25 protein-coding genes are annotated in these 25,717 nt (G+C 72.1%); 7 read left to right on the top strand and 18 right to left on the bottom strand.

Annotation, left to right across the window (positions count from 1 at the left end):
- Positions 1-183 precede the first annotated feature (183 nt).
- The gene (locus tag EKD16_RS11400; protein WP_131098362.1) at positions 184-1,434 is read left to right on the top strand and encodes an MFS transporter; all 1,251 of its coding nucleotides are present in this window, start codon (positions 184-186) and stop codon (positions 1,432-1,434) included.
- Here the strand turns inward: EKD16_RS11400 and EKD16_RS11395 are convergent.
- The 8 genes from EKD16_RS11395 to EKD16_RS11360 form a co-directional block, all read right to left on the bottom strand.
- Positions 1,385-2,455, bottom strand: coding sequence for a LacI family DNA-binding transcriptional regulator (locus EKD16_RS11395; protein WP_207391505.1), 1,071 nt, complete (start codon positions 2,453-2,455; stop codon positions 1,385-1,387). The two genes, EKD16_RS11400 and EKD16_RS11395, sit on opposite strands and share 50 nt — an antisense overlap.
- 82 nt (positions 2,456-2,537) lie before the next feature.
- A complete protein-coding gene (locus EKD16_RS11390; RefSeq protein ID WP_165498553.1) occupies positions 2,538-3,116 on the bottom strand; it encodes an SRPBCC family protein in 579 nt (192 codons plus the stop codon).
- A 27-nt stretch (positions 3,117-3,143) separates the two neighbouring features.
- On the bottom strand, positions 3,144-3,479 hold the full coding sequence (locus tag EKD16_RS11385) for an ArsR/SmtB family transcription factor (RefSeq protein ID WP_131098359.1): 336 nt from the start codon (positions 3,477-3,479) through the stop codon (positions 3,144-3,146).
- 91 nt (positions 3,480-3,570) lie between these two features.
- Positions 3,571-4,533, bottom strand: a complete 963-nt coding sequence (locus EKD16_RS11380) for an aldo/keto reductase (RefSeq protein ID WP_131098358.1) — start codon at positions 4,531-4,533, stop codon at positions 3,571-3,573.
- A 138-nt stretch (positions 4,534-4,671) separates the two neighbouring features.
- Positions 4,672-5,337 carry a TetR/AcrR family transcriptional regulator gene (locus tag EKD16_RS11375; protein WP_131098357.1) on the bottom strand — a complete coding sequence of 222 codons (666 nt, stop codon included), beginning with the start codon at positions 5,335-5,337 and terminating at the stop codon, positions 4,672-4,674.
- Between the two features lie 118 nt (positions 5,338-5,455).
- The gene (locus tag EKD16_RS11370) at positions 5,456-6,301 is read right to left on the bottom strand and encodes an SAM-dependent methyltransferase (RefSeq protein WP_131098356.1); all 846 of its coding nucleotides are present in this window, start codon (positions 6,299-6,301) and stop codon (positions 5,456-5,458) included.
- 412 nt (positions 6,302-6,713) lie between these two features.
- On the bottom strand, positions 6,714-7,952 hold the full coding sequence (locus EKD16_RS11365) for an acyl-CoA dehydrogenase family protein (protein WP_131098355.1): 1,239 nt from the start codon (positions 7,950-7,952) through the stop codon (positions 6,714-6,716).
- A 323-nt stretch (positions 7,953-8,275) separates the two neighbouring features.
- Complete coding sequence (locus EKD16_RS11360; RefSeq protein ID WP_131098354.1) at positions 8,276-9,712, bottom strand: XRE family transcriptional regulator; 1,437 nt, start codon at positions 9,710-9,712, stop codon at positions 8,276-8,278.
- A 216-nt stretch (positions 9,713-9,928) separates the two neighbouring features.
- Here EKD16_RS11360 and aceA point away from each other — a divergent pair, with 216 nt between their 5' ends.
- On the top strand, positions 9,929-11,227 hold the full coding sequence (gene aceA / locus EKD16_RS11355; protein WP_131098353.1) for an isocitrate lyase: 1,299 nt from the start codon (positions 9,929-9,931) through the stop codon (positions 11,225-11,227).
- Between the two features lie 231 nt (positions 11,228-11,458).
- Positions 11,459-12,334, top strand: coding sequence for a CPBP family intramembrane glutamic endopeptidase (locus EKD16_RS11350; protein ID WP_131098352.1), 876 nt, complete (start codon positions 11,459-11,461; stop codon positions 12,332-12,334).
- A gap of 24 nt (positions 12,335-12,358) precedes the next feature.
- Here EKD16_RS11350 and EKD16_RS11345 read toward each other — a convergent pair whose 3' ends face one another.
- Both EKD16_RS11345 and EKD16_RS11340 read right to left on the bottom strand, forming a co-directional pair.
- On the bottom strand, positions 12,359-12,790 hold the full coding sequence (locus tag EKD16_RS11345) for a DUF3592 domain-containing protein (RefSeq protein ID WP_165498552.1): 432 nt from the start codon (positions 12,788-12,790) through the stop codon (positions 12,359-12,361).
- Between the two features lie 1,010 nt (positions 12,791-13,800).
- Positions 13,801-15,000: a CynX/NimT family MFS transporter gene (locus EKD16_RS11340; RefSeq protein ID WP_131102387.1), complete on the bottom strand. Its 1,200-nt coding sequence runs from the start codon at positions 14,998-15,000 to the stop codon at positions 13,801-13,803.
- A 214-nt stretch (positions 15,001-15,214) separates the two neighbouring features.
- Between EKD16_RS11340 and EKD16_RS11335 the strand changes: the two genes are divergently transcribed.
- Positions 15,215-15,907, top strand: a complete 693-nt coding sequence (locus tag EKD16_RS11335) for a FadR/GntR family transcriptional regulator (RefSeq protein WP_131098350.1) — start codon at positions 15,215-15,217, stop codon at positions 15,905-15,907.
- Here EKD16_RS11335 and EKD16_RS11330 read toward each other — a convergent pair.
- From EKD16_RS11330 to EKD16_RS11325, 3 genes are all read right to left on the bottom strand, one after another.
- Positions 15,871-16,278, bottom strand: a complete 408-nt coding sequence (locus tag EKD16_RS11330; RefSeq protein ID WP_131098349.1) for a hypothetical protein — start codon at positions 16,276-16,278, stop codon at positions 15,871-15,873. The two genes, EKD16_RS11335 and EKD16_RS11330, sit on opposite strands and share 37 nt — an antisense overlap.
- A gap of 75 nt (positions 16,279-16,353) precedes the next feature.
- A complete protein-coding gene (locus EKD16_RS26470; RefSeq protein WP_341351877.1) occupies positions 16,354-16,746 on the bottom strand; it encodes a transposase in 393 nt (130 codons plus the stop codon).
- Positions 16,715-17,509, bottom strand: coding sequence for a hypothetical protein (locus EKD16_RS11325; RefSeq protein ID WP_341351876.1), 795 nt, complete (start codon positions 17,507-17,509; stop codon positions 16,715-16,717). The genes EKD16_RS26470 and EKD16_RS11325 overlap by 32 nt, the downstream gene beginning before the upstream one ends.
- A 23-nt stretch (positions 17,510-17,532) precedes the next feature.
- Here EKD16_RS11325 and tnpA point away from each other — a divergent pair, with 23 nt between their 5' ends.
- Entirely contained in the window at positions 17,533-17,961 is a 429-nt protein-coding gene (gene tnpA / locus EKD16_RS11320; protein ID WP_131098348.1) for an IS200/IS605 family transposase, read from the top strand.
- Positions 17,962-18,050: 89 nt separating this feature from the next.
- On the opposite strand, the gene EKD16_RS11315 is transcribed toward tnpA, so the two are convergent.
- On the bottom strand, positions 18,051-18,350 hold the full coding sequence (locus tag EKD16_RS11315) for a TetR/AcrR family transcriptional regulator (RefSeq protein ID WP_131098347.1): 300 nt from the start codon (positions 18,348-18,350) through the stop codon (positions 18,051-18,053).
- A 302-nt stretch (positions 18,351-18,652) separates the two neighbouring features.
- Between EKD16_RS11315 and EKD16_RS11310 the strand changes: the two genes are divergently transcribed.
- Positions 18,653-20,284 (top strand): alkaline phosphatase D family protein, encoded by a 1,632-nt coding sequence (locus tag EKD16_RS11310; RefSeq protein WP_131098346.1) that lies wholly within the window; start codon positions 18,653-18,655, stop codon positions 20,282-20,284.
- A gap of 106 nt (positions 20,285-20,390) precedes the next feature.
- Here EKD16_RS11310 and EKD16_RS11305 read toward each other — a convergent pair whose 3' ends face one another.
- The 3 genes from EKD16_RS11305 to EKD16_RS11295 form a co-directional block, all read right to left on the bottom strand.
- Positions 20,391-21,065, bottom strand: coding sequence for an RraA family protein (locus EKD16_RS11305; protein ID WP_394347329.1), 675 nt, complete (start codon positions 21,063-21,065; stop codon positions 20,391-20,393).
- Between the two features lie 197 nt (positions 21,066-21,262).
- Entirely contained in the window at positions 21,263-22,162 is a 900-nt protein-coding gene (gene folP / locus EKD16_RS11300; protein WP_131098345.1) for a dihydropteroate synthase, read from the bottom strand.
- 95 nt (positions 22,163-22,257) lie between these two features.
- The gene (locus EKD16_RS11295) at positions 22,258-23,157 is read right to left on the bottom strand and encodes an Lrp/AsnC family transcriptional regulator (protein WP_131098344.1); all 900 of its coding nucleotides are present in this window, start codon (positions 23,155-23,157) and stop codon (positions 22,258-22,260) included.
- Between the two features lie 368 nt (positions 23,158-23,525).
- On the opposite strand from EKD16_RS11295, the gene EKD16_RS11290 reads away from it, so the two are divergent.
- Complete coding sequence (locus EKD16_RS11290) at positions 23,526-25,088, top strand: LCP family protein (protein ID WP_131098343.1); 1,563 nt, start codon at positions 23,526-23,528, stop codon at positions 25,086-25,088.
- A gap of 67 nt (positions 25,089-25,155) precedes the next feature.
- Here the strand turns inward: EKD16_RS11290 and EKD16_RS11285 are convergent, their stop codons facing one another.
- Positions 25,156-25,701 carry a flavin reductase family protein gene (locus EKD16_RS11285; protein WP_394347328.1) on the bottom strand — a complete coding sequence of 182 codons (546 nt, stop codon included), beginning with the start codon at positions 25,699-25,701 and terminating at the stop codon, positions 25,156-25,158.
- Positions 25,702-25,717 lie beyond the last annotated feature (16 nt).

The raw sequence follows: 25,717 nt of genomic DNA, 5'->3' as shown, positions 1-25,717 counted from the left end.
CCGCTCTTCTCTCCGCGGCCCGGGCGGGCGGCCGCCTCGGCCTTTGCCATGCTCGCCCGTGGGGCACCGGGCGGACGTGCGTACCTTGCCCGGGACTGACGGCGTGTGCGACGCTGCGGTGGAACCAAGTACTACGTAGCACTTCCGCCTGTTCTCCCCGCACTCCCGAAGGTGGATGGCTCCGTGCCCCAGTCGTACACGGCCCTGCTTCGCAGGCCGCATGTCGTCGCCGCCCTGACGGCCAATATCGTGGGTCGGCTGCCCAACGGCATGGCGGTCCTGGCGCTCACCCTGCTGTTCCGCCACCAGGGCGTCGACTTCGGCGTCGTCGGGGTGCTGATCGCCGTCTACGGCGTCGGAACGGCGGTGGGCGGGCCGGTGCTCGGCCGACTGGTCGATTTCTACGGGCAGCCGCTCGTCCTCGTCTGCAGCGGGACCGCATCCGCAGCGGCCTTCGTGGTGCTCGCACTCGTCCCGGGCGCGCCCCTGGCCGCGGCCGTGCCGGTCACCGCCGCAGCCGGAGCGCTGACCCCGCCGCTGGAGTCGTGCCTGCGCTCGATCTGGCCCACGCTCGTCGCCGACGAGCAGCAGCGCGAGACCGCCTACTCGCTGGACGCCGCGCTGCAGGAGGTCGTCTTCGTCGCCGCGCCGCTGGTGGTCATGGCCGTCGCGGCGGCGTTCCTGCCGATGCACGCCGTCGTGGCGACAGCGCTGATCACGGTGCTCGGCGCCGGCGCCTTCGCCGCCCTCCGCCCGGTGCGCCGGTGGCGGCCGGTACCGCGCACGGCCAACTGGCTGGGTCCGCTGATGGAACCGCAGGTGCGCCGCATACTCGTCTGCTTCGTGTTCGTCGGGGCCGCGCTGGGCGCGCTCGCCGTGGGCGCGGTGGCCTACGCCGAGGAATCCGGATCGCGCGACCTCTCCGGACTGCTGCTCAGCGCCAACGGCCTGGGGGCGCTGGTCGGCGGGCTGGCCTACGGCGCGGTCCGGGTGCCGCTGCCCGCCGCCGAGCGCTTCCGCATCCTGCTGATCGGGCTTGCCGCGGGCTATCTGCCGCTGGTCCTGCTGCCCGGTGTGCCGTGGATGATCGTGCTGGCCGCGCTGTCGGGCGTCTGCCTGGCGCCCGCGCTGGCGTGCACGTTCCTGCTGATCGGCCGACTGGCGCCGCGGGGCACGACCACCGAGGCCTTTTCCTGGCTGGTCTCGGTGTTCACCTGCGGAAACGCACTCGGAAGTGCGCTGGCCGGCGCGGCCGCGGACCGCGCCGGCGCATTCGGCACGTTCGTGCTGGCGGCGACGGTCACCGTGGCGGCGGCACTGCTGTCGCTGCGCGTCGGCGGGCGGCGGAAGGGGGCGGAGCCCGCCGCGGCACCGGCGGGCGGGGTCAGCGCAGCGGCAGCGGAGTCCCGGGACGAGCCGTCGAGCCGCGGATGAGCAGCTGCGCGGGCAGCCGGACGCACGCGCCGGCGTCGCTTCCCCGGTCGGCGCCGACGCGTTCGCCGCCTGCCTGTTCGTCGTCGGCGCGCTCCAGCTCCGCGACGAGCCGGCGCATGCCCGTCTCCCCCAGTTCCTCACCGGGCAGGTCGACGGTGGTCAGCTCGGGTGTGACGGCCATCGCCAGGTCGACGTCGTCGACGCCGGTGACCGAGAGCCCGCCCGGTATCGCGATGCCGAGCGCCTGCGCGGCCTTGTAGACGCCCACCGCCAGGACGTCGTCGTCGCAGACCACGGCGGTGAAGGCGCCCGGCGCGCAGGGACCCGACCCGCCGCCGGCCAGCAGCGGCAGCGCCGCCGCGCGCGCCGCGTCGACGTCCAGCGCGGATGAGGCGTGCACCCGGTTCATGCCGCGCGCCGCGCAGGCGGCGTCGACCGCCTCGGCGCGTTCGCGGAAGGTGGCGGTGCGCACGTCGGCGCGCAGGTGGGCGATGCCGCGGTGGCCGAGTCGGTGCAGGTGGTCGACGACGTCGGTCAGCGCCGGGGCGATGTCGAAGCGCACCGACCCCTGGCCCTCGGGCGGCTCGGCGTCCAGCACGACCGCGGGCACGGCGTCGTCCAGCGGGCGCCCGCCGTCGTCCAGGGAGCACGCCAGCACCGCGTCGACCTGCTGGCCGGCGACGTCTGCGGCGACGGACTCCAGGTCGCGCTGGACCGACAGCACGACCTGGAACCCCCGCTCGCGGGCGGCGGTGCGCGCCCCGGTGAAGACCCGCGCGAAGAACGGGTTCACGATGTCGGGGACGGCGATGAGCACCATGCGGGGACCGCCCACCCGCAGTCGGCGCGCGTCGGCGTTGGGCCGGAAGCCCAGCTGCCGCGCGGCGTCGAGGACGGCCCGCTGCGTGCGCTGCCCGACGCGCCCGCCGGCGGCTCCGCGGAAGACCAGGGACACCGTCGACTGCGAGACCCCGGCCAGCCGGGCGACGTCGTGGCTGGTGGGGGGTTTTCCGGTGGGCACGGCCACAGCCTAGCCAGCCCGAGCTCTCGGTGGGCCGCGTGGCGGCGTCGCACCGCCGCGGCCCCCGAGAAGCGTCGGCGCTCTACTCCGGCTGGTGGCCCGCCGGCGGGCCGATGGTGCCGGCCTCGGGGCCGAAGCGCTCGGTGTAGAGCGGCATCAGCCGATGGAACTCGCCCTGCGCCGAGTGGGTTGCGCCGTCGAGGTGGGCGGCGAGGGCGTCCAGGCAGACGTGCCAGCCGGTGGTGTCGCGGGCGGCCCGGCCCAGTTCGTCGAAGGTGTCGCTGAAGACCAGCTCGGTGCCCTCGCCGTCGGGGCGCAGCTCGAAGCGCAGCACGTCGCCCGCCCAGTCGAACTCCAGCAGCCGGGGCGGGTCGCAGGCGATCATCCGGCCCGCCATGGGCTCGTCCTCCTCGCCCTCGAAGATGAAGCGCAGCTCGGCTCCCGCTTCGCGCGGGCCCTCGATGCGGCTGGGAAACCAGGCCGCCAGGTGCTCGGGCTCGGTGAGGGCGCGCCAGACCTTCTCCGGCGGGTGGGCCAGGCGGCGCACGATGCGCACCGTCCAGCGGTCCCCGGCCGGCGCCAGCCGCCCGTACCCGTCCTCGGCGGCCGGACCGCCCGCTGAGCCGCGCTCGCGCTCCTCGTCGCTGTCGCTTCCGTTCACCTTCGACACCCCCTGTGTGCGTCCGCGTCAGCCGTCCTCGGGCGGCCGGGCGGGATCGTCGTCCATGGTCGCGAGGTGGCGTTCGAGGTCGTCCAGTCGGGACTCCCACAGCATCCGGTAGGGCTCCAGCCACGCGTCGAGTTCGCGCAGCGGCTCGGTGCGCAGCCGGTACAGGCGGCGCTGGGCGTCGGCGCGGACCTCGACCAGCCCGGCCTCGCGCAGCGTGCGCAGATGTTTGGAGACCGCGGGCTGACTGATGCCGATGCGGCCGACGAGGTCGCCGACGGGCGCCTCGCCCCGGCGCAGCTCGTCGAGAATACGCCGCCGATTGGGTTCGGCCAGCACCTCGAACACCCTCTCCATACCGACAATATGCACCATGAAGAATATTTCTGTCAAGGCATACTAAGGGGCGCGCCGCCCCGCTCGGCCGGCGCGCCCCGCCCCCGCGGGATCAGCGAGCGGCGTCCATGCGCGCCCGCTGGTCGGTGCTCAGCTCCAGGTCGGCGCCCTCCAGCACCTCGTCGAGCTGGCCGACGGAACTGGCGCCCACCAGCGGGATGACCGGCTGGTCGAGGCCCTGCAGCCAGGCCAGCACCACCTGGTTGCGGGTGGCACCGGTCTCCTTGGCGACCTCGTCCAGCGCTTCGAGCCGGCTCGCGGTGCCCGGGTGGTCGTAGGCCTGCGACAGGGGCTTGTCGGGCCGCGTGTAGCCGCCCGAGATCAGCGGCGAGTAGACCAGCACGGGGAGGTCGTGGACGCGGGCGTAGTCCAGCAGCTCGGGCGTGGCGTGCACGTGCCCGGCCTCGGGCACGGGGACGTCGTGGCGGGGCTGCAGGTAGCTGTAGCGGTACTGCAGCACCTCGCAGCCGGCGCGGCCGGCGTCCGCGGCGGCGACGCGGGCCCGCTCCAGACGCCAGGTGGCGTGGTTGCTGACGCCCAGGATGCCCGCCTCGCCCGCGTCGACCAGATCGGCCAGCGCCGAGACGGTCTCCTCCAGCCCGACCGTGCGGTCCTCGATGTGAGTGTAGAGCAGGTCGATCGTCTCCACGCCCAGCCGTTCGCGGATGCCGGCGGCCGCCTGCCGCACGGCCGCCGCCGACAGCCCTTCGGCCGTCTCCAGCCCGGTGCCGGGGACCGTGGGCCGGGCGCCGAGCTTGCTGGCGACGACGACGCCGGGCCGGCGGTCCGCCAGCCAGCGGCCCAGCAGCGCCTCGCTCTCGCCGCCGCGGCCGCCCGGCGCCCAGAAGGAGTAGGCGTCGGCGGTGTCGATGAAGGTGCCCCCGGCCTCGACGAAGCGGTCCAGGATGGCGAAGGAGGTGGCTTCGTCGATGGTGGTGCCGAACATCATCGCGCCCAGGCAGATCGAGCTGACCTGGCGCTTGGCGACTCCGGTGCCGATGGTGCGGGTGCGCATGGCATACCTCGTTCCAGCCCGCCGTGAGAGGCGGTACGCATCGTCGTGAACGGCCCGGGGAAGCGCTGCCGCCCCCGAGCCGGCCGGCGCCGTCCTCGCCGGTCGGCGACGATCCTGGTATGTGGAGCGCGCTCCAGGTCAACCCCGGCGCTGCACCCCGGGCCCGCCGTGGGCGCCGCCCTCGTCGGAGGCGGCCCCGTTGCCGGTGATCGCGCCGACGACCGCCGAGGTCAGGTCGTCGACGACGGCCTCGGCGGCGACCTCGGGGTGCTCCAGCCACCACTCTCCCGCCGCCTGCACCATGCCGACGACGGCGTGCGCGGTGATCTGGGCGCGGACGGGATCGGCGATACCGGCTTCGGCCCTCAGCACGCCGGCCAGCTCCTCGCCGAGGCGGCGCACCATCATGCCCAGATCACCGCGTGTGCGGGGGTCCTCGGAGGTGGCGCGGTCCATCAGGAACCGGTAGAGGTTCAGGTTCGCCCGGATCATGCCGAGGTAGGCGCCGACGGTCGCGCGGGTGCGCACGCGCAGCGAGGATCCGGCGTGCAGCTCGCCGCGGACCCGCTCCATCAGCGGGTCGACGTGGCGCTGGGCGAGCGCCCGGTACAGGCCGCTCTTGTCGCCGAAGTGGCGGTAGAGGATCGGCTTGCTGATCCCGGCCTCGGCGGCGATGGCCGACATCGAGGCGTCCGGGCCGTCGCGCTGGATCACCCGGTCGGCGGCGTCGAGGATGGCGCGGCGACGCTCAGGGCTGCGCCCGCGGGTCGCGGGCGCGGTCTGCGGTAGGGGTTCGGGTGCCACGCGTCTGACGGTAGCGCCCGGACGTGTGCTGCGCAGGGCGCGGGCACCGGCGCTGCGCTCTTCGGGCGGGCGCCGGGCTGCGCGGCGGCGGAGCCCGGCGCTGCCGCTCGTGGGGGCGTCAGTCCTTGCGCGCGATACCGCCCATCATGATGCGCAGGTGCGGCTCCAGCTGCTCGAACTCGGGTACGTCGCGGGCCGGGTCGTCGGGGAACCAGCGCGAGACGAAGTCGAGACCGGGCTCGACCAGCGGATAGCCGGCGAAGTGCTTGCGGATCTCCTCGGGCGAGCGGACCCAGCCGTTGCCCAGGGTCTCCAGGCCGGCGCGCTCGATTGCGGCCTGGATCGGGTCGCCGGTGTCGGCGAAGTCGGTGATGAACAGGTAGCTGCCCGCCGGCATCGCCTCCATCAGTTCGGCGACCTTGCCGTTGGGGTCGTCGGCGTCGCTGAAGTGCATGAACAGGCCGACGACCATGAGGGCGATCGGCCGGTCGAAGTCGAGCATGCCCTGCACGTCGGGGTGGTTCAGGATCTTCTGCGGCTCGAAGAAGTCGGCGGTGACGACGGTGGTGGAGGCGTTCTCGGCGAGCAGGGCGCGCCCGTGCGCCAGCACGATGGGGTCGTTGTCGACGTAGACGACGCGGGCGTCGGGCCGCATCTCCTGGGCGGCCTCGTGGGTGTTGCGCTCGGTGGGCAGGCCGCTGCCGATGTCGAGGAACTGGTCGATGCCCTGGTCGGCGAGGTACTGGACCCCGCGGATCAGCCCGGCGCGGTTGTCGATGGCGACCTCGCGCACGTTGGGCACCTGCTCGGCCCAGACCACCGCCGCGTCCCGGTCGGCCTGGAAGTTGTCCTTGCCCCCGAGGATGGCGTCGTAGACCCGGGCGATGGTGGGCTGGGTCATGTCGATGTCGGGCGGGAATTTGCGGTCGGAACCCTGCGCGGTCGTACCGTCGGTTGCGCTCATCAACGATGCCTTTGCGTACTCGGGGTCTGAAGTGCCCACATAGTACGACGGCGGTAATGCCTCCACCACCGAAATCGGAAATACCCCGAAAACCGGATCGGCCGAAACAGGCGGCGAGCGGGGCCACTGAGCGTCCGGTATGTCGGCTATGTGGCATCAGAGGTAGGTCGGGACCGTTCGGCTTTCCGAATTCACGACCGTGACCTGCGAATAGCGCACTACCGACCGGTTCGGAAGGCCGGTGAGGGCAACAGGGTGCGGAATTGGGGGCCGCCGGGCACCAGCGGGCAACGGGCGGCGCAAGGCCGTCCGGACCCGGCTGGAAGCGCCCGGCACCACCGCCGGCTGCACGAATCCGAGCGGCCCGCGCGCAGGCGCCCGGCCGGGGCCGCGCAGCCGCCCGGAACCGGGTTCACCGCACCGGCAGGCCCGTGACGGCGCGGCCGATGATCAGCCGCTGGATTTCGCTGGCGCCCTCGAAGATGGTGAAGATGGTGGCGTCGCGGTGCCAGCGCTCGACCGGGTACTCCCTGGTGTAGCCGTTGCCGCCGAGGATGCGGATGGCGTTCTGGGTGACCCAGGTGGCGGTCTCGCTGGCGAAGAGCTTGCTCATCGAGCCCTCGGCCTGGGCGAAGTCCTTGTCGTTGCGGGCCATCCAGGCGGCGCGCCACACCAGCAGGCGGGCCGCGTCGATGCGGGTGGCCATGTCGGCGAGGGTGAAGGCGACCGCCTGGTTGTCGGCGAGGGGCCGGCCGAACTGCTCGCGCTGCACCGCGTAGTCGCGGGCGTACTCGTAGGCGGCGCGGGCGCAGCCCACCGCCATCGCGCCGACGCTGGGCCGCGACGCCTCGAACGTGCGCATCGCGGCCTGGCCCTTGGAGCTGCGGCCCTCGCGGGCGCGCGCGAGCCGCTCGTCGAGGCGCTCCTTGCCGCCGAGCAGGCAGCGCCCGGGCACGCGCACCTCGTCGAGGACGACTTCGGCGGTGTGCGAGGCGCGGATGCCGTGCTTGGTGAACTTCTGGCCCTGGGACAGGCCCGGTGTGCCCGGCGGGACGACGAAGCTGGCCTGGCCGCGCGAGCCCAGCTCGGGCTCCACCGAGGCGACCACCACGTGCACGTCGGCGATCCCGCCGTTGGTGGCCCACGTCTTGGTGCCGTTGAGCACCCACTCGTCGGCGGCCTCGTCGTAGGCGGCGCGGGTGCGGATGGCGCTGACGTCGCTGCCGGCGTCGGGCTCGGAGGAGCAGAACGCGCCGAGCTTGATGTCGTCGGCGCTGCCGAACATCTGCGGCACCCATTCGAAGAGCTGCTCCTGGCTGCCGTTGCCGGCCACGGCGACGGCGGCCAGCGCGGTGCCGGTGATCGAGAGCGCGATGCCGGGATCGCCCCAGTACAGCTCCTCGAAGGCGACCGGGATGCCGACCCCGCTGGGCTCCAGCCACTGGGTGGCGAAGAAGTCCAGCGAGTACAGCCCGATCTTGGCGGCCTCCTGCAGGACGGGCCAGGGGGTCTCCTCGCGCTCGTCCCACTCCGCGGCGGCGGGGCGGATGACGTCGCGGGCGAAGCCGTGCGCCCAGTCGCGGACGTCGCGGACATCCTCGTCGAGTTCGAGGCTGAAGCCGGTGGCGGGGCTGTCGGCGGTCTCGCTCATCTGCACTCGTCCTAACTCGTCCTGCGATGGGCCTCGGCGGCGCGAGGGAGCGGCGGGCCGCTGGGCTTGTCCGGTCGGCCGCGGTACGGGCGCGGCCGACCGGACAAGTGTTACCAACGGTAACATGAGCCTTCGGGCGCCGGAAGACCAGGCGGGCCGGGTGCGCGGCCGAGCGGCGGGGCCCTGCGCACCGGACGCATCGCGGCCGCTACCGCCCACCCCGGTGGCATTCCCGCCGAACACACGCGCCCCGGGCACGCTGGGCGGCGGGCCGGGGCCGCGGCTGCCTACCTCTGCCGCGTCCACGCGCCGCCGGGCAGGCGCTACTCCTCGGCGTGGCGCTCCAGGAAGGTGTAGACGTCGGTCTCGTCGACGCCGGGGAAGGTCCCCGACGGCAGCGCCGAGAGCACGTGGGAGTGCGCCCGCGCCGACGGCCAGACGTTGCCCTCCCAGCGCGCGGCCAGCTCGGCCGGCGGACGCACGCAGCACTCGCCGGTCGGGCATTGGGACCGGGTGCGGTTGACGGTCTCGCGCCCGCGGAACCACCGCGACTCCTTGTAGGGCACGCCCAGCGTGATCGCGAAGTTCTTCTCGCGGCTGGGGTCGACGTGGGCCACGCAGAAGTGGGTGCCGTTGGGCTTGTCGGTGTACTGGTAGTAGATCGAGAAGCGGTCGGGCGAGGCGAAGACCTGGCGCCCCGACCAGTAGCGGCACATCCGCTGGCCCTCGATGGCCCCGGTGTCGTCGGTGGGGAAGACCAGCCCGTCGTTCTCGTAGGCCTTGTAGATGATCCCGGTCTCGTCGTTGCGGATGAAGTGGCAGACGAGGTCGAGGTGGCGGTTGGCCAGATTGGTGAACCGGTGCGCGGCCATCTCGTAGGAGACCGAGTACACGTCGCGCAGGTCCTCCACCGACAGGTCGCGCGCCTTCTTGGCGTCCTGCAGGTAGGGCACGGCGGTGGACTCCGGGATGAGCACCGCCGCGGCGAAGTAGTTCGCCTCCACCCGCTGGCGCAGGAAGTCGGCGAAGTCGCGCGGCTGGCCGTGGCCGAGCACGAAATGGCCCAGCGTCTGCAGCAGGATCGTGCGGGGGCTGTGCATGCCCAGCGACTCCCGCTTGAGGTAAAGGCGCCGGTTGCGGGTGTCGGTGACCGAGCGCACCGACCGCGGCAGGTCCTGCACGTAGCGCAGGGTGAAGCCGTGGTGGGTGACCATCGACAGGATCTGGCCTTGGGAGAGTGCGCCGCTGCTGTAGGCGACCGCGTCCAGGGTCTGCTGGGCGGCCTTCTCGATGGACTCGAAGTAGTTGCCGCGCTCGCGCATCTGGCGCCGCAGGTCGGCGTTGGCCCGCCGCGCCTCCTCGGGGGTGGCGGTGGGCTTGACGCTGCGCCGCTTCAGCTCGTCGTAGAGCCCGACGATGTGCTCCAGCACGTCGTTGGGCACCCGCTTGCCGACCTTGAGGTGCGGCAGGCCCAGGGACGCGTAGACGGGGTCGCGCTGGGCCTCCTCGACCGCGATCTCCAGCTGGGCGCGCCGACTCGGCGGCTGGCGCGAGAGCAGCTCCTCGACCGAGACCCCCAGCGCCTGGGAGAGGGAGGTCAGCAGCGAGAGCTTGGGTTCGCGCTTGCCGTTCTCCAGCAGGGAGAGCTGCGAGGGCGCCCGGCCCACCTGTTCTCCCAGGTCGGAGAGCGTCAGCCCGCGCGTGCGGCGCAGGTGCCGCAGCCGCTGGCCGAACGTCACCAGGTCCAGATCGCCCGGCAAAGACGGTATTTCTTCAGTCCCGAAGTACGCCATGCGTTCATGGTAGGGAAAGATTCCCACATCTTCACCCCGATACGGCTCGAAAAAGCCTGGAACTTTGCCAAGAATCGTAGTTACCGGCGGGGAACTTACCGGGGCAGGGCGAGCGAGCTCCGGCTCGGGCGGTTGCTCGGCCGGCACGACTTCCAGGGGAAACACGTAAGGCGGTGACAGGCCATGAGCATCAGCGGTCGTCAGCAGGAAGCGGCAGCGGCACTCCGGCAGGAGTGGGAGACCAGCCCCCGGTGGGCCGGCACCGAGCGCACGTTCTCCGCCGAGGACGTGATCCGGCTGCGCGGCTCGGTCACCGAGGAGCAGACGCTGGCCCGCCTCGGCGCCGAACGGCTGTGGGAGCTGCTGCACACCGAGGACTACGTCAACACGCTGGGCGCCCTCACCGGCAACCAGGCCGTCCAGCAGGTCCGCGCGGGGCTGAAGGCGATCTACCTCTCCGGCTGGCAGGTGGCCGCCGACGCCAACCAGGCGGGCCAGACCTACCCCGACCAGAGCCTCTACCCGGCCAACTCGGTCCCGCAGGTCGTCCGCCGCATCAACAATGCGCTCAAGCGCGCCGACGAGATCACCTGGTCCGAGGGCGACGAGGACGCGCCGCACTGGATGGCGCCGATCGTCGCCGACGCCGAGGCCGGGTTCGGCGGCGTCCTCAACGCCTTCGAGCTGATGAAGGGCATGATCGCCGCCGGCGCCGCGGGCGTGCACTGGGAGGACCAGCTCGCCTCGGAGAAGAAGTGCGGCCACCTCGGCGGCAAGGTGCTGATCCCCACCGGCCAGCACGTCCGCACCCTCAACGCCGCCCGGCTGGCGGCCGACGTCGCCGGCGTGCCCTCCCTGGTCATCGCGCGCACCGACGCCCAGGCGGCGACGCTGATCACCAGTGACGTCGACGAGCGCGACCGCCCCTACATCACCGGCGAGCGCACCGCGGAGGGCTTCTACCGGGTCCGCAACGGCCTGGAGGCCTGCATCGCCCGCGGCCTGGCCTACGCGCCCTACTCCGACCTGCTGTGGATGGAGACCTCCACTCCCGATCTGGAGGTGGCCCGCCAGTTCGCCGAGCGGATCAAGGAGCAGTACCCCGACCAGATGCTGGCCTACAACTGCTCGCCGTCGTTCAACTGGCGCCGCCATCTGGACGAGTCCACCATCGCCAAGTTCCAGCGCGAACTGGGCCACATGGGCTACAAATTCCAGTTCATCACCCTGGCCGGGTTCCACTCGCTGAACCACTCGATGTTCGACCTGGCCAAGGGCTACGCGGAGAGCGGGATGCCGGCCTACGTCAAGCTGCAGGAGGAGGAGTTCGCCTCCGAGGAGCGCGGCTACACCGCGACCCGCCACCAGCGCGAGGTCGGCACCGGCTACTTCGACCTGGTCAGCACGGCGATCACGCCGGACGGCTCGACCACCGCTCTCACCGGCTCCACCGAAGAGGACCAGTTCTCAGCGGCTCACTGATACTGGTCCTCGTCCCCGACGGCGAGCCCGCCCCGCCTTCGTGGCTGGGGCGCGGCGGGCCGCCGTCCCCTCCGCCGGCCCCGCGGACACCGTGTCACCCGCGGGGCCGGCGGCTTCTCCGGCCGGCCCGGACGCCCTCCTCCCACGTCCGGGCCGGTTTGCTGTGCGGCGCCGAACGTGCGCGGCCACCGGGTCGCGGGCGGGCGCCCGCGGCATGCCATCATCGGGATCATGGCCGAGCCCACCTCCGACGAGCGCGCCCAGCAGCCCGGAGACACCGACGAACCCGCGTCGGCGCTCCCGGCGTCCGGCGGCGGGACGACGGCGGCGCCCTCCCCCGCCGCGCTGACGCCGCGGATGCTGGGCGGCGAGGTCCTCGTCGTGCTGGCGCTGTCGCTGGGTGCGGCCGCCGTCTCGGCGGTGATCTCCATCATCGGCTCACTGACCGCGCCGGAATCGCTGGCCGAGCAGACCGCCAGCCTCGTCGGCTCCCAGGCCGCCGCCGAACGCCCGTGGCTGGACCTCGCCCGCCAGGTCTCCTCGCTGGTCTTCGCGATGGCGCCGGTAGCGCTGGTGATCTACCTGCTGCACCGCACCAGCGAGTCGGCCGCGACGATCGGCTTCGACGTCCGCCGCCCCGCGCGCGACCTGTTCGGCGGCGCGGCGCTGGCCGCCGTGATCGGCGGCGGCGGGCTGGTCGTGTACCTGGTCTCCTACCAACTCGGCCTGACGGTGACCGTTGCGCCCAGCGCCCTCAACGACCACTGGTGGGCGATCCCGGTGCTGCTCCTGCAGGCCGTCAAGAACGGCGTGCTGGAGGAGGTCATCGTGGTGGGCTATCTGCTGCGGCGCTTGGACCAGCTGGGCTGGTCTCCGCTGTGGTCGGCGGCCACCAGCTCGCTGCTGCGCGCCCTGTACCACCTGTACCAGGGGGTGGGCATGTTCTTCGGCAACCTGGTGATGGGCCTGGTGTTCTGCTGGTTCTACCGGCGCTACGGCCGCGTGATGCCGCTGGTGGTGGCGCACTCGCTGATCGACATCGTGGCCTTTGCCGGGTCGGTCTATCTGATCGGGCGCGTGGACTGGCTGCCCGGCGGAGGCGGTTAGGAACCGAGGTCGGTCAGGCCGTGCTCAGATGAGGCCGAATGCCGATTGGATCAGCATGGTGCAGGCGGCGGCGGTCATCCCGATGCCCACCACGTATGACCAGATCTGCGCCGTCGACTCGATGACGTCGGCCTTGAACGGGTTCGAGGGATCGTAGACGACGGTGACCTCTTGGCCGCTGCGCAGGCTGCTCAACCGGGACCTGGCCTTGGGCCGCGTCTCGACGATGTGGCCCTCGGCGGTTGCGAAGCGGAAGGCCAGGCTGTTCGTCCCGTCCTCGGAGGGGGTGCTCTCCTCCTTTCCGACCGCCTTCTCGTTCTTCTCGGCGAGAACGGTCGTCCCGGGCACGCGGATGCCGCGCGAGCGCAGCAGGAGGAGCTTGACGAGCTCGCGCACCAAGTAGGCCGCCAGTAGACCGAACAGCAGCGCAACGGGCGTTTGCAGGAAGTAGGCCAAGACGACTCCCGGTATGCGTGCCGCCGGCCGACCCGGCCGACGCGTAGGTCAGACCCCGCGCAGCCTGCCACTCCGGCCGGACCGCAGCAATGGGAGCGCTTTCGCCCTCGTCTCCGGTCGCCGGTCCCTCCAGGTCATGCGGCCGGGCGGGCCGGTTCCGGCCACCGGATAGCCGGTGCTCCGGCCGGCGTCCGGCGCCGCCGCGCCGGAGGTCGGCGTATGCACCGCGAATTCCGTGTGCCGACCTGGTCGACTCGGGCGTGCGGTCTCTCAGCCCCGCCCGCGCACGGCTTGGCACGCCGACGGCGCCCCGCGTCTATCGTGCGGCCTTGACACCGGGCGGGTGGCAGGCCGCCTGAGCTGAAAAGCGGCAGCAACGGCGGCGGTCCTCCCCGCCCGCGCCGGCGCTGTCCCAGTCCCGCTCCCGTGGCCGCGCGGGGGCGGCGCGCGGCGATTGGGTCCGGTCAGCATCCATTGCGCGGAAATCACCACGTCCAAGGCCGATCCGTGGTGATTTCCGCGCAATAGACGCCGTGAAACCCGACATAACGGACATCCGGGCGCCCGAGCCTCCCGAGTCTTACTTCAGGGACACTTTCGGCGTCGAGACTGTCCCTGGAGCCAGGCTCGGCGCGCCGTCGGGCGCCCAACCGGCGGGCACCCGGCCCGGTGGGCGCGGGCCCGCCCCGCTGCCGCCGTCGCCGCCGCGTTTCCTCCAGACCACCCGCCGCCCGGCAGGCCACAAGGCCGCCCAGTATGCCCGAGCCGCATTGTCCGGGGCGCCTTGTCCGAGCCGCTGTCCGCCCCACCGGGACGCCTCCGCCTACCGCCACCAGCGACGCTTCAACGAAGTACTACTGGAACCCACCACCGCATCACGCGCACCGTCGGCGGACCGCCTCGGCGCCCGCGCGCAGGCCGCCCCCGGTCGGGAGGGCGATCAGGGCGGCCCCGATCAATGGAACTGGACGGCCTACAGGCGCCCCGGCAGGCGGGCGCGTAGCGCAGTGCTACCGGTGCCGCTCCAGGGAGTCCTCCAGGTGGCGCGGGCGGCCCAGGAGCAGGCCGACCAGCATGTTGGCGGTGACCATGACCCCCACCAGCAGCAGCGGGGCGTGCCAGCCGCCGGAGAACTCGTGCAGCATGCCGAACAGGAACGGCCCGGCTCCGGCCATCAGGTAGCCGATGCTCTGGCTGGAGGCCGACAGCGCCGCCGTCGCGCCGGAGGTGCGCGTGCGCACCGCGAAAAAGGTCAGCGCCAGGGTGAACGTGGCCATGCCGACACCGATGAGGGTGGTCCACAGCCAGGTGCCGTTCAGCGGCGAGATCCACAGGCCCGTCAGCCCCGCTGCGTAGCAGGCGAAGAAGAACACCACGAACCCGCGGTGGTCCTGCACGCGCGCCATCAATCCGGGCAGCACCAGCGACGTCGGCACCGCCAGCCCCGTCAGGTAGGACAGCATCAGCCCCGCCTGCGCGGCGTCCATCCCCTGGTCGCGCAGCATCTCGGCGAACCAGCCGAACATGATGTAGGCCACGGTCGACTGCGTGCCGAAGAACAGCACGCTCTGCCAGCCCATCGCGGTGGTCAGGACGCGCCGCAGCCCGATCGGGGCGGCGCCGCCGGTGCGGGGCGGGTCGTGGCGCAGCAGCCCCAGCCACGGCAGCAGCGCGACCAGCCCGAACACGCCGTAGAAGCCCAGTGCCGGGCGCCAGCTGCCGGTGATCTGCTCGACCGGCACGGTGGCCGCGGCCGCCATCGTGGTGCCCAGCGCCAGAAACGTCGTGTAGACGGTGGTCATGGCGCCGACGCGGTGCGGAAAGTGCTGCTTGACCAGGGTGGGCAGCAGCACGTTGCCCACCGCGCCGCCGGACAGCGCGACAGCACTCAGCAGCAGGAAGAGCCACTCGTCGTCGACCAGCGGCCGGGTGGACAGCCCGGCGGTGAGCGCGAGGAGCGCGGCGGCCAGCAGGCGGTGCTCGCCCAGGCGGCGGATGAGCACGGGGGTCAGCGAGCCGAACAGCGCGAAGCACAGCACCGGCAGGGTGGTCAGCACACCCGCGAGCACGGCGGACATGCCCAGGCCGCGCGTCACCTCGGTGAGCAGCGGTCCGACGCTGGTGATGGCGGTGCGCAGGTTCAGGGCGGCCAGCGCGACGCCGAGCACCAGCAGCAGCGCGATCCCGCGCGGACGGCCTTCGGCGGGCATACTGCCACTCTCCCCCGCGGGCGGCACGGCGGTGTCGGCGGATGCGCCCGTCACGCTGTCCTCCTAGAGATGGGATCACGGGATCTACATCATGACCGTAACGCATTGGCCGTGAGTGCCGACTCACGGCCGGGACTGGTCTAAGCTCCGCCCTAACCGCCCGCACAACCGACCGGCCATCCCGCTCATGGCCGCCACCTGTAGGAGGTAACGCGTGCCCCTCGCTTCGACGCGTCGCACCGGCCTTGTCGACCAGGTCATCAGCCAACTGCGCGCCCAGATCGACTCCGGCGAGTGGGGCGTCGGCGACCGCATCCCCACCGAATCCGAGCTGTCCGACCAACTGGAGGTCGGGCGCAACACCGTCCGCGAGGCGGTCCGCGCCCTGGCCCACGCGGGACTGCTGGAGATCCGCCAGGGTGCCGGGACCTTCGTACGCGCCTCCAGCGAACTCGGCGGGGCGCTGCGCCGCCGGCTGGAGCGCTCGCGGTTGCGCGAGAACCTGGAGGTCCGGCGTGCGCTGGAGATGGAGGCCGCGCGGCTCGCCGCGATACGCCACACCGACCAGGATCTCGCCGACATCGACCGCGCGATCGCGCTGCGCGACGAGGCGTGGAACGAGCAGGACATGCCCGGGTTCGTCGAGGCGGACTTCACGTTCCACCGCACCGTGGTCAATGCGACGCACAATCCGCTGCTGATCGATCTCTACGACGACATCGCCCAGGCCGTCTACGAGAGCATCGCCCACACCGCCTACGGCCGGCCCGGCGAGGACGGCGAGATCGACCACAAGGGAATCGACCACAACGGGCTGGCCGAGGCCATCCGGGCGGGCGACCCCGACCGCGCCCTGCGTGAGGCGGCCTGCTACCTGGACGAACTGCTGTCGCTCGCCGGCGAGTGAAGCAGCAGGCTGGACCCGATGCGCCACATGGCCTGCAGCAGTTCGGCGCGCGGCGGGTCGGCGTCGCCGCTGAGGGCCTCGGCCATCAGCTCGCGGAAGGCCCCCAGCGTCGCCGCCGCGGCGAGGCGGGGTGAGAAGGAGTCGTCCAGCTCACCCTCTCGCTGGGCCTTGGCGATGCTGCGCGCGGCGATGTCGATCTGGCCCGCCAGGCGCTCGGCGTCGGTCTGGGCCGCGGCGGGCTCGCGCAGCCGCCGGCCGACGATCATCCGGCCCAGCGGGGCGTCGCAGAGGAAGTCGATCTCCCGGCGCAGGCGTGCGTGCTCGCGTTCGGGCCAGCCCAGCGGGCCGTCGAGGCGCGTGGTCAACTTCACCCGAGCCCTAAAGGGCCGGGCTTGGAGGTGACGTCCAGTTGGCTACTGGGTTGGTCCCTCCGTTCAGACACCCCGTTATGGAGTGTCAGGGACGCGTGACTCACGCCCCGCATTCCACACGGTCTCGCCTCGGGTGGCGAGGTTGTGGGAAGCATTCCGGTCGGCGTTGGCAACGACCCCGCACCCCCGGCAGACAAAGCGGTCCTGGTCGACCCGGTTGGCCTTCTCGATGTGGTGGCACTCGGCGCATTCCCGGCTCGTGTACGCCGGATCGACGTACACGAGCGGGACGCCGGCGCGGCGGGCCTTGTACTCAAGGAACCGGCCGAGCTGGGCGAACGCCCATGAGTGGAGCGTGACCCGTTGGGGCTTGCGCAGCCGTACCCTCTGCCGGATGCCGCCCAGGTCTTCCAGGGCGATACCCTTCGAGGTGCGTTCAGCCTCGGTCACGATCTTCTTCGAGATCATGTGGTTGACGTTCGCGGTATGCCGCGCCTCTTTGCGGGCGGGCCTTCAGGAGCCGCTTCGCGCTCTTGGTGCGCTTCTTCTGGAGCTTGGCTCGCAGGTCGAGCTGCCGCTTGCGGTGCCGGTTCAGGCCCCGTCCTGCGGCCTGGTAGCCGGTGGACGCGGTGGCGATGTTCGCGATGCCGAGGTCCACGCCGATAAAGCCGTCCGGCTCATACTGCTCGGCTTCGGGAACCTCGCAGGTGGCGATGAGAAACCACATGCCGTCGCGGTGGACGAGGTCGCTTTCGCCCTTGCGGTGCTCTGCGAGAAGCTTGCGGGCCTGCTCGGAGCAGGCGAACCGCACCCCGCGTATGCGCCCGGACGTGGACCAGATGCTCACCGTCTGCTCGTCCACCTGCCAGGAGAGGCAGCGATCGTCATAGGGCTGGGCAGCGTCGTCCCGGAACGTGATGGGCTTCGCTTCGGCCTTCCAACGCCGCTTCGAGCCCGGCTTGCCGAGGTTTCCGGCCCGGATGTTCGCCTTCAGCGTCGAGTACGCGTCGGCGACCTTGCGAAGGACGTGCAGCGCGGGCTGAGCCGACAGGCCCCGTTCTTTCAGGTCGAGGTAGGCGAAGCCTTGCAATGCCTTGCGGGAGGTCTCGCCTCGCTCGTGCGCCTGGCCCGAGAGCCAGTTCGCCGCGTCGTTCGCCGTGCGCAGGGTGCACTCAAGAGCCGACGCCACCCCGGGCGTCGGCATGAGGCGAACCTGCACGACGATTCTCATATGAGCACTTTAGCATCGTGTCTATGTCGCCTCGACGGGAACCAAACCCCGATATCCGCCGTGGTCGTAGCGTCGTCTACACCCTGCAGGCGCATCTGGTCTTCGTCCCGAAGTACCGGCGCGGAGTCTTCACGGACGAGATCCTGACCAGGTGCGAAGAGATCATGAGGCAGGTGTGCGCCAAGGCGAACGTGGAGCTGCGCGAGTTCAACGGCGAGCGCGATCACGTCCACCTGCTCATCCACTACCCGCCGCAGGTCAAACTGTCCACGCTCGTCGGCTCGCTCAAGGGCGTCTCCGCCCACTACCTGCGCAAGGAGTACGCCGATCACATCAAGCGGTACCTGTGGGGCGAGCACTTCTGGTCCCCCTCGTACTTCGCCGCGTCCGCAGGCGGCGCACCGCTCGCCCTGGTGAAAGAGTACATCGAGAATCAGAAACGCCCTGGCTGAGGTGGACAGTGCAGACCCGTGCTTCGGTGCGGGGCACCCCTATCGAGAGAAGCCGTTCCTCCCGGGCCCTAAAGGGCCGGGATTCCTGGCTAGATCACGTTGAAGACCTCCGAGTCGTAGCCGTCGTAGAAGTCGTCGACGACGGCGGCCACGAGGCCGTCCTTGCCGTCGAAGTAGCGGTAGAGCAGGCCTGCCGACACCTCCGCCCGACGGGCGACGGCGGCCACCTCCAGGCTGCCGTCCCCGCCCAGGATCTCCGCCCGGGCACCTTCCAGTAATCGCGCCCGTGTGGCACGGCCGCGCGCGGAGACGGCTTGGGCTGGGTGGTGCCGCTCCCCCGCCGGATTGCCGGCACCGGCGTCGCCGCCCGCGCTCGTTTCGTCGCTCATCGTGTTCTCCCGCCCCAGAGGTCTTCCGGCGATCGGCTTTCGACCCAGTGTGCCCGCAGCGGCACCCGGCCGGTGGAACGGCGGGTGAACCGCTCGGGCCCCGGCGTGCTCACGCCGCGGGCCGACACATCGGGCGACCGGCGGTTTCCGGGGGGCTTGCGCGCCCATTGCCGTGGCGACGGAGTGTCACCGGGACTTCATCAGAGCGTGTCCATAGCCTCGTCGTGCGGACATGGCGGGACCGGACGATCGCCTGCGGACACCACGCCGATCCGCAGCCCGACCCCTGCTGGAGGTCCGCCTTGTCCGCCAACCCTGCTGACGCCCTCGCCGCACACTCCCGACGCGCGCGCCCGCTCACCGCCGAACGACTGGCGCGGCGCCGGTTCCTCGGCATCGGCTCCGCCTCGGCCGCGGCCGTCGCCCTGGGCACCGGCCTGTTCTCCACCCGTCCCGCCGTCGCCGACAACCGCGGAAACGGATTCGCCTTCACCCTGGGCGTCGCCTCCGGCGAGCCCACCCACGACGGCTTCGTGCTGTGGACCCGGCTGGCGCCCGATCCGCTGGCCGAGGACGGTATGGGCGGCATGCCGCCCGAGCCCGTCGAGGTGGAGTACCAGGTCGCGCTCGACCCCCGTTTCCGCCGTGTGGTGCGCCGCGGCAGCGCCGTCGCCTCGCCCGAACTGGGCCACTCCGTACACCCCGAGGTCTCGGGGCTTAGCCCGGCGCGCGAGTACTACTACCGCTTCCGCGCGATGGGCGACATCAGTCCGGTGGGCACCACCCGCACCGCTCCCCCGCCCATGTCCATGACCGCTTCGCTGGCCTTCGCGTTCGTCTCGTGCCAGAAGTGGGACCAGGGCTACTACACCGCCTACGAGCACCTGGCCGAGGAGGATCTGGACCTGGTGCTGCACCTGGGCGACTACATCTACGAGTACCCGATCGAGGGGGAGCTGCGCGGCAAGGTGCCCGACCACCTGCTGGTGGAGACCACCCGGCTGGAGCACTACCGGGTGCGCTACGCCCTCTACAAGTCCGACCCCCATCTGCAGAACGCCCACGGCCGGTTCCCCTGGCTGGTGACACCCGACGACCACGAGGTCGACAACAACTGGGCCGACGAGACCTCCCAGGACGACGACCCGCCCGAGGAGTTCCTGCGCCGCCGCGCCGAGGCGTTCCAGGCCTATTACGAGAACATGCCGCTGCGCCGCTCCTCCATGCCGGTCGGACCCGACATGGGCCTGCACCGGCGGATCGGCTACGGCCGCCTGGCCGACTTCACCATGCTCGACACCCGCCAGTACCGCGACGACCAGGCGTGCAGCGGACGGCTGGAGGACGACTGCGACGCCCGCTTCGACCCCGGCCGCTCCATCCTCGGCGAGGATCAGCGCGAGTGGCTCGTCGACGGTTTCGGCCGCTCGCAGGCGCGCTGGCAGGTACTGGGCAACCAGTCACCCATGACCCGGACCGACAACGAGGTGGGCGAGGGCACGTCGGTGTGGATGGACCCCTGGGACGGCTACGCCGCCGACCGCGAGCGGGTGCTCGACGCCGCGGTCCAGCGGGGCGTGCGCAACCTGGTGGTGGTCACCGGCGACCGGCACCAGAACTACGCGGTCGACCTCAAGGCCGACTACCGCGACGAGGACGCGCCGACGGTGGCCACCGAGTTCGTCGGCACCTCGGTCACCAGCACCGGCGACGGCGAGGACATCAGCGCAGAGGGGCGGCTGTTCCTGGACGCCAACCCGCACTTCAAGTTCGTCAACGAGCAGCGCGGCTACGTGCGCTGCACGCTGACGCCCGGTGAGTGGCGCACCGACTTCCGCGTGGTGCCGTATGTGACCCGCCCGGGCGCGCCGGTGTCGACGCGGGCGAGCTTCACGGTCCAGGACGGCACTCCGGGCGTGCTGCCCCAGCCGTGACCGGGGTGCACAGCCGTGACCGGGGTGCACAGAGCGGCGCGTTCCGAGGGCCGAGCCGCCCGGTCGGCGTCACCGCCAAAAGTGCGGTGACGCCGGTCGGCGCTCCTCACCCCGCCCGCTCGGCGGAGCGGGCCGCGGCGACGCCCGCGCCCTCCCAGCCGGCGACCCGCGAGGGGTCGAGGTTGAGCAGGTCCAGGGTGCTCGCACCGCAGACGAGGGCGTCGACGATGCGCTGGTCGGCGGCGACCGCTTCGACGGTGTCGGCGACGATGGCCGTGGCGCGCCCGCGCGGCAGGCACACCGCGCCGTCGTCGTCGGCGACGATCCAGTCGCCGCGGCGCACGGGCGTGGGCAGGTGGTCGGCGTTGAGGTGCACTTCGCGGCCGACGGCGCCGCCGGCGTCGTGGCCGGGCGCGCGCACCGAGACCCCGGCGCTGACGACGGGCAGTCCGGCGCGGCCGATGGCGGCGACGTCGCGGACGCAGCCGTCGACGACGATTCCGCTGATGCGGCGCATACGCGCGGCCACGGCCAGGATCTCGTCGACGTAGCCGTACTCGGGTTCGCCGGAGACGTCCACGACCAGGGCGGTCTCCGGCGCGGCCTGGGCGACGGCCACGTGCAGGGCGAGGTTGTCGCCGGGTGCGCAGGAGACCGGCAGTGCGGTGGCTGCGAACGCGGCTTGGGGCCAGACCGAGAACAGGTGCGATCCCAGCGGCCGGGCTCCGCACCGTGTCAGCGCGGCCGTGCCCATCGCAGTCATGGTGTCCGCAAGCGCCACGTCAGCCTCCCATTGCAAGCGCGCCTGGCGGGCCGCCCTCCGCGCAACACCCGGGCGGGGCGGATCCCCGGCCGCGGGCGGCGCCGCCGGGAGAGCCGGGGCTCTCCCCTGCGACCCGACTGCTCTTATACTCACGGGTAACTTAACCGCGACGCAAGACGTCCGACGCGGAAAATCCAAAATAGCGCTACCGGCGGTTACAGTCCCCGACCTCCGCCGGGACGCAGGGCCGGTTCGGCCATCGCGTCGAGCGCGGCGCGCGCTCCGGCCGCATCGTGCACGCGGAAGACCCGCGCCCCCAGCCACGCCGAGACGGCCAGCACCGCCAGCGTGCCCGGCCCCCGCTCGGCGACCGGGGCGTCCAGCGTCTCGCCGATGAAGTCCTTGTTGGACACCGCCACCAGCACCGGCCATCCGGTGGCGGCCAGTTCGTCCAGGCGCCGGGTCAGTTCCAGCGAGTGGTAGGTGTTCTTGCCGAAGTCGTGGGTGGGGTCGATCAGCACCCGGTCGGGGCGCACGCCCGACGCCACCGCGCGGCGAGCCAGCCCGGTCACCGTGGCGAGGACGTCGGCCACCACGTCGCCGTAGTGGACGCGGTGCGGATCGGTGCGGGGCGCCAGCCCGCCGGTGTGGCTGCACACCAGCCCGGTGCCGGCGTCGGCGGCCACCCGGACCAGGTCGGGATCGGCCCCGGCCCAGGTGTCGTTGACCAGGTCGGCGCCCGCCTCAGCGCAGACCCGGGCCACCTCGGCGCGCCAGGTGTCCACCGAGATGATCGCCTCGGGGTGGCGCGCCCGCAGCTCGGCCACGAACGGAGCCGTGCGGCCGATCTCCTCGGCCGGACTCACGTGGGCGCCGTGGCCGGCCTTGACCCCGCCCACGTCCACGATGTCGGCACCGTGCGCCAGGGCGGCGTCCGCGGCCTCCAGCGCGGCGCCGAAGGCGAAGGTGGCGCCGCGGTCGTAGAAGGAGTCGGGGGTGCGGTTGACCACGGCCATGACCGCGTGGCGGCCGGGGCCGAACTCACGGCCGCGCAACCGCAGCACTCCCCCGGGCGCGGCGCGCCCTCCGGCCTTGGGCTGTGCCTGCTCGCTCATCGTCTCCCAACCGCGCCGGTGTATACGCATCCGCCGGCCGGCGCCGCCTCCGCCGCGCGCGAGAGCGGCCGCCGGCCGCGGCGGAGGGCGCGCCCTCAGGCGGCGGGGGCGGCGTCGGCGCCGTAGCGCTCTTTGGCCACCGCCAGATGCTCCCAGGTCTCGACGTAGGTGACCTCGGGGCAGGCGCGCACGGCCTCCAGCGCCTCGACCAGCGAGGGGCGGTCGGCAGCGCTCGCCGAGCCGACGATGTCGTAGCGCCCGAACCCGGTGGCCAGGAAAGAGACCCCGGCCAGGCTACCGAGTCGCGCGGCCACCGCCGCCGAGTCGCCGCGGCAGCGCAGCCCGAATCCCACCTGCTCGCTTGCGCCGACCAGGGCCGGCTCGGCGACGGCGGTGACGTGGATGACGCCCGCCTCGATCAACCGGACCACGCGCGAGCGGGCAGCCGCCTGGGACAGGCCGACCTGGCGGGCCAGTTCGGCGTAGGAGGCGCGGCCGTCGTCCTGCAGGTGCCGCACCAGCCGCCAGTCCAGCGGATCGACGGAAACGTCGCGCAGCTCGCGCACGCTGCTGTAGGCGTCCTTGGCGATGGCGCCGCCGCGGAACGCCTCGGCGCCGGTGACGCCGGTCAGCGAGCGCAGCACCCCCAGCTCCTTGGCCAGCGCCTCGTCGTCGCGCACCCGCACATGGGCGACGACGGGGAAGCGGCCCGCCGTCTGCGCCGCGTACACCACGGCTTCGCGGCCGGCCAGCTCCTCCAGCAGCGGAGACACCGGACCGGAAACGCGGAATGAAACATGGGCGAACACCTCCATCCCGAGGACACCGGCGTGCAGGACGCCCACGATCCGGATGGCGCCGACACCGACGAGCTGCTTCACCCGGGCCCGGACCGCTGTCCGGGAGAGTCCCACTCCGTCGGCGAGTGCCTGGTATGTCGCTCTTCCGTCCCCCTGCAGCGCCCTGATGAGCGCGGCATCGACCGCATCGAGCACGATTGCAAGCCTTTCCCTCACATGACGGCGCCCATTCCCCCCGGGCGCCGCCCCCTCCTGCGGCCAGATCATGGCAGTTGTTGCGACGGTTAACTACTGATCACGAAAGAAACAAGGACGACTTTGGCCCTCCATCGCCGGAGATACGGACATCCAGGCGGGTATAACGACATCCCAGACACGTAACAAACATGCCGTGGCCGGGCCCGCGTGTGCGAACAACTCCGGCAAAGCGAGACACTGTTCTCCGGCCCCCGGCATGTTCGGTGCTGTGTGCGGTAGGAGAGGCAGTGTGACGTCCCACCGTCCGACGACCGCGGTCGGGGACCGAGCGATCAGTTGAGGCGGGCGGCTTAGAAGGGAAACCCATGGCACAACGACGGGATCGACGGGAGCCGGGGGAGCCCAAGGCGGTCTCCCGCCCCGCGAGCACCGGACGAGCGCTGCTGTGGACGGCCGGATCGCTGCCCATCCCCGGGATCGCGCATCTGCGCATGCGCCGCCGCATCGCCGGCTGGTCCATCCTGGGCTGCTACCTCGCGCTGCTCGCCGCCGCGGTCGCGGGCGGCATCGTGCTGGGCGGCGACCTCATGCAGGGCGCCCAACTGGCCGTCCAAGGGCGCTGGCTGTTCACCGCCGCCGCCGTCACCTTCGCCGTCGCGGTGCTGTGGATGACCGTCATCGTCCACTCCTGGGTGGTCGTGCGGCCGCCGGGTTCGCGGATGTTCATGCGGGCCGCGGGCGGTGCCGTCGTCGCGGTGCTGTGCCTGGCGGTGGCCGTCCCGGCCGCCGGGGTGCTGCGCACCACCTACACCGCCTACGACACCATCAACTCGGTCTTCGGCCCCGAGCCGGAGGGCGAGCCGCCGCACGACGAGTCCGATCCGTGGGCCGGGCGCGACCGGGTCAACGTGCTGCTGCTGGGCGGCGACGCGGGGAGCAACCGCTACGGCCTGCGCACCGACTCCATGATCGTCGCCAGCATCGACGTCACCCACGGCGACGTGGTGCTGATCGGACTGCCGCGCAACCTGGAGAACGCCCAGTTCCCCGAAGGCACCGCGCTGGCCGAGCGGTATCCGCCGCCCTACGGCTTCGACAAACTGCTCAACGAGGTCTACCAGACCGTCGCCGAGGCACCGAAGCAACTGGCCATCGACCCCTCCGCCGAGGACCCGGCCGCCGACACGCTCAAGCGCGTCGTGAGCAACCTGGTCGACCTGGACCTGGACTACTACGCGCTGGTGGACATGAAGGGCTTCTCCGCTCTGATCGACGCCATCGGCGGCATCGACGTGCACATCGACGAGCCCATCCCCTACGGCGAGGACGGCGACGTCCTGGAGGCCGGCGACCAGCACCTCGACGGCTACGAGGCGCTGTGGTACGGCCGCAGCCGCGTCAACAGCGACGACTACGCCCGCATGGGCCGCCAGGGCTGCCTGCTGATGTACGTCGCCCAGCAGACCGAGCCCACCACGGTGCTCACCAGCTTCCAGGAACTGGCGGGGGCGACCAAGAAGACGCTGCGCACCGACATCCCCCAGTCGAAGGTGCCGGCCTTCATCGATCTGGCCGACCGGGTGACCGAGGAGGGGTCGATGTCGACGCTCCAGCTGTCCCCGCCCCAGGTCAACACCGCCCATCCGGACTGGAAGAAGATCCGCGAGCTGATCGCCGAGGCCATCCGGGAGCAGGAGGACGCCCAGTCGGGTGCCCAGGAGTCCGAGGCCGGGGGCGACGACGAGGTGCCCGACGCCGCCTCTCCCAGCGGCGGCGAGACCGAGGCTCCCGCCGAGGAGGGCGGCAGCGGCGGCGAGACCGATTGGCAGGAGTACACCGGCCTGGACGAGCCCTCCCCCACCTCCCCGGGCCGTCAGGTCGGCGAGGACGCCACCGCGCTGCAGGCCCTGTGCCCCGACTCGCCCTGAGACCGCCGGCGGGGGTTCGCCGGAGCACCTGCGGACGGGGCGTAGCCTCCCGGCTCCGCCGCGAGCCTCAGGAGGAGAACCGGCCGTAGCGGCCGCGGTGGTAGAGGAGCGGGGCCTCCGCGCCCGCGGAGACGCGTGCCTGGGCGACACGGCCCACCACCAGCCAGTGGTCGCCCACGGCCAGCACGTCGTGCTTGCGGCACAGCACGTGCCCCACGGCGCCGTGGAGCAGCGGCAGGCCCTCGGGGCCGCGCTGCCAGCGCGTGGGCGGCGCGAAGCGGTCGATGCCGCGCGTGGCGAACCGGGAGGCGAGTTCCCGCTGGTCGTCGGCGAGGATGCTGATCGCGAACGCGGGGGCCTCGCGCAGGCTCTGCCAGGTCGAGGAGCGGTCGTCGATGTAGAAGGACACCAGCGGCGGGTCGAGGCTCACGCTGGTGAACGAAGTGGCGGTGACCCCGATCGGGCCGTGCGGCGCGTCCGCCGTCACCACGACCACTCCGGCGGCGTGCTCCGCCATGACGCGGCGGAACCCGTCGGCGGCGGAGCCGTCGCCGTCCCGCGGCAGCCGTTCCGCGTAGTCCGCACCCAGTGCCGCCTCCGCCGATCTGCGCACGCGCGCCTCCATCCTC

The sequence above is a fragment of the Streptomonospora litoralis genome, assembly GCF_004323735.1.
Lineage (GTDB): Bacteria > Actinomycetota > Actinomycetes > Streptosporangiales > Streptosporangiaceae > Streptomonospora > Streptomonospora litoralis.
The sequence above is the reverse complement of the archived record's forward strand: the minus strand, read 5'-3'. Positions and strand labels throughout refer to the sequence as shown.

Coding starts and splice junctions, on each gene's coding strand:
- EKD16_RS11385 (WP_131098359.1), bottom strand. CDS start 3,479: ATGGAGAGGGTGTTCGAGGTGCTGGCCGAACCCAATCGGCGGCGTATT.
- EKD16_RS11380 (WP_131098358.1), bottom strand. CDS start 4,533: ATGCGCACCCGCACCATCGGCACCGGAGTCGCCAAGCGCCAGGTCAGC.
- EKD16_RS11370 (WP_131098356.1), bottom strand. CDS start 6,301: ATGAGCGCAACCGACGGTACGACCGCGCAGGGTTCCGACCGCAAATTC.
- EKD16_RS11365 (WP_131098355.1), bottom strand. CDS start 7,952: ATGAGCGAGACCGCCGACAGCCCCGCCACCGGCTTCAGCCTCGAACTC.
- aceA (WP_131098353.1), top strand. CDS start 9,929: ATGAGCATCAGCGGTCGTCAGCAGGAAGCGGCAGCGGCACTCCGGCAG.
- EKD16_RS11350 (WP_131098352.1), top strand. CDS start 11,459: ATGGCCGAGCCCACCTCCGACGAGCGCGCCCAGCAGCCCGGAGACACC.
- EKD16_RS11340 (WP_131102387.1), bottom strand. CDS start 15,000: ATGCCCGCCGAAGGCCGTCCGCGCGGGATCGCGCTGCTGCTGGTGCTC.
- EKD16_RS26470 (WP_341351877.1), bottom strand. CDS start 16,746: ATGATCTCGAAGAAGATCGTGACCGAGGCTGAACGCACCTCGAAGGGT.
- EKD16_RS11325 (WP_341351876.1), bottom strand. CDS start 17,509: ATGAGAATCGTCGTGCAGGTTCGCCTCATGCCGACGCCCGGGGTGGCG.
- tnpA (WP_131098348.1), top strand. CDS start 17,533: ATGTCGCCTCGACGGGAACCAAACCCCGATATCCGCCGTGGTCGTAGC.
- EKD16_RS11315 (WP_131098347.1), bottom strand. CDS start 18,350: ATGAGCGACGAAACGAGCGCGGGCGGCGACGCCGGTGCCGGCAATCCG.
- folP (WP_131098345.1), bottom strand. CDS start 22,162: ATGAGCGAGCAGGCACAGCCCAAGGCCGGAGGGCGCGCCGCGCCCGGG.
- EKD16_RS11290 (WP_131098343.1), top strand. CDS start 23,526: ATGGCACAACGACGGGATCGACGGGAGCCGGGGGAGCCCAAGGCGGTC.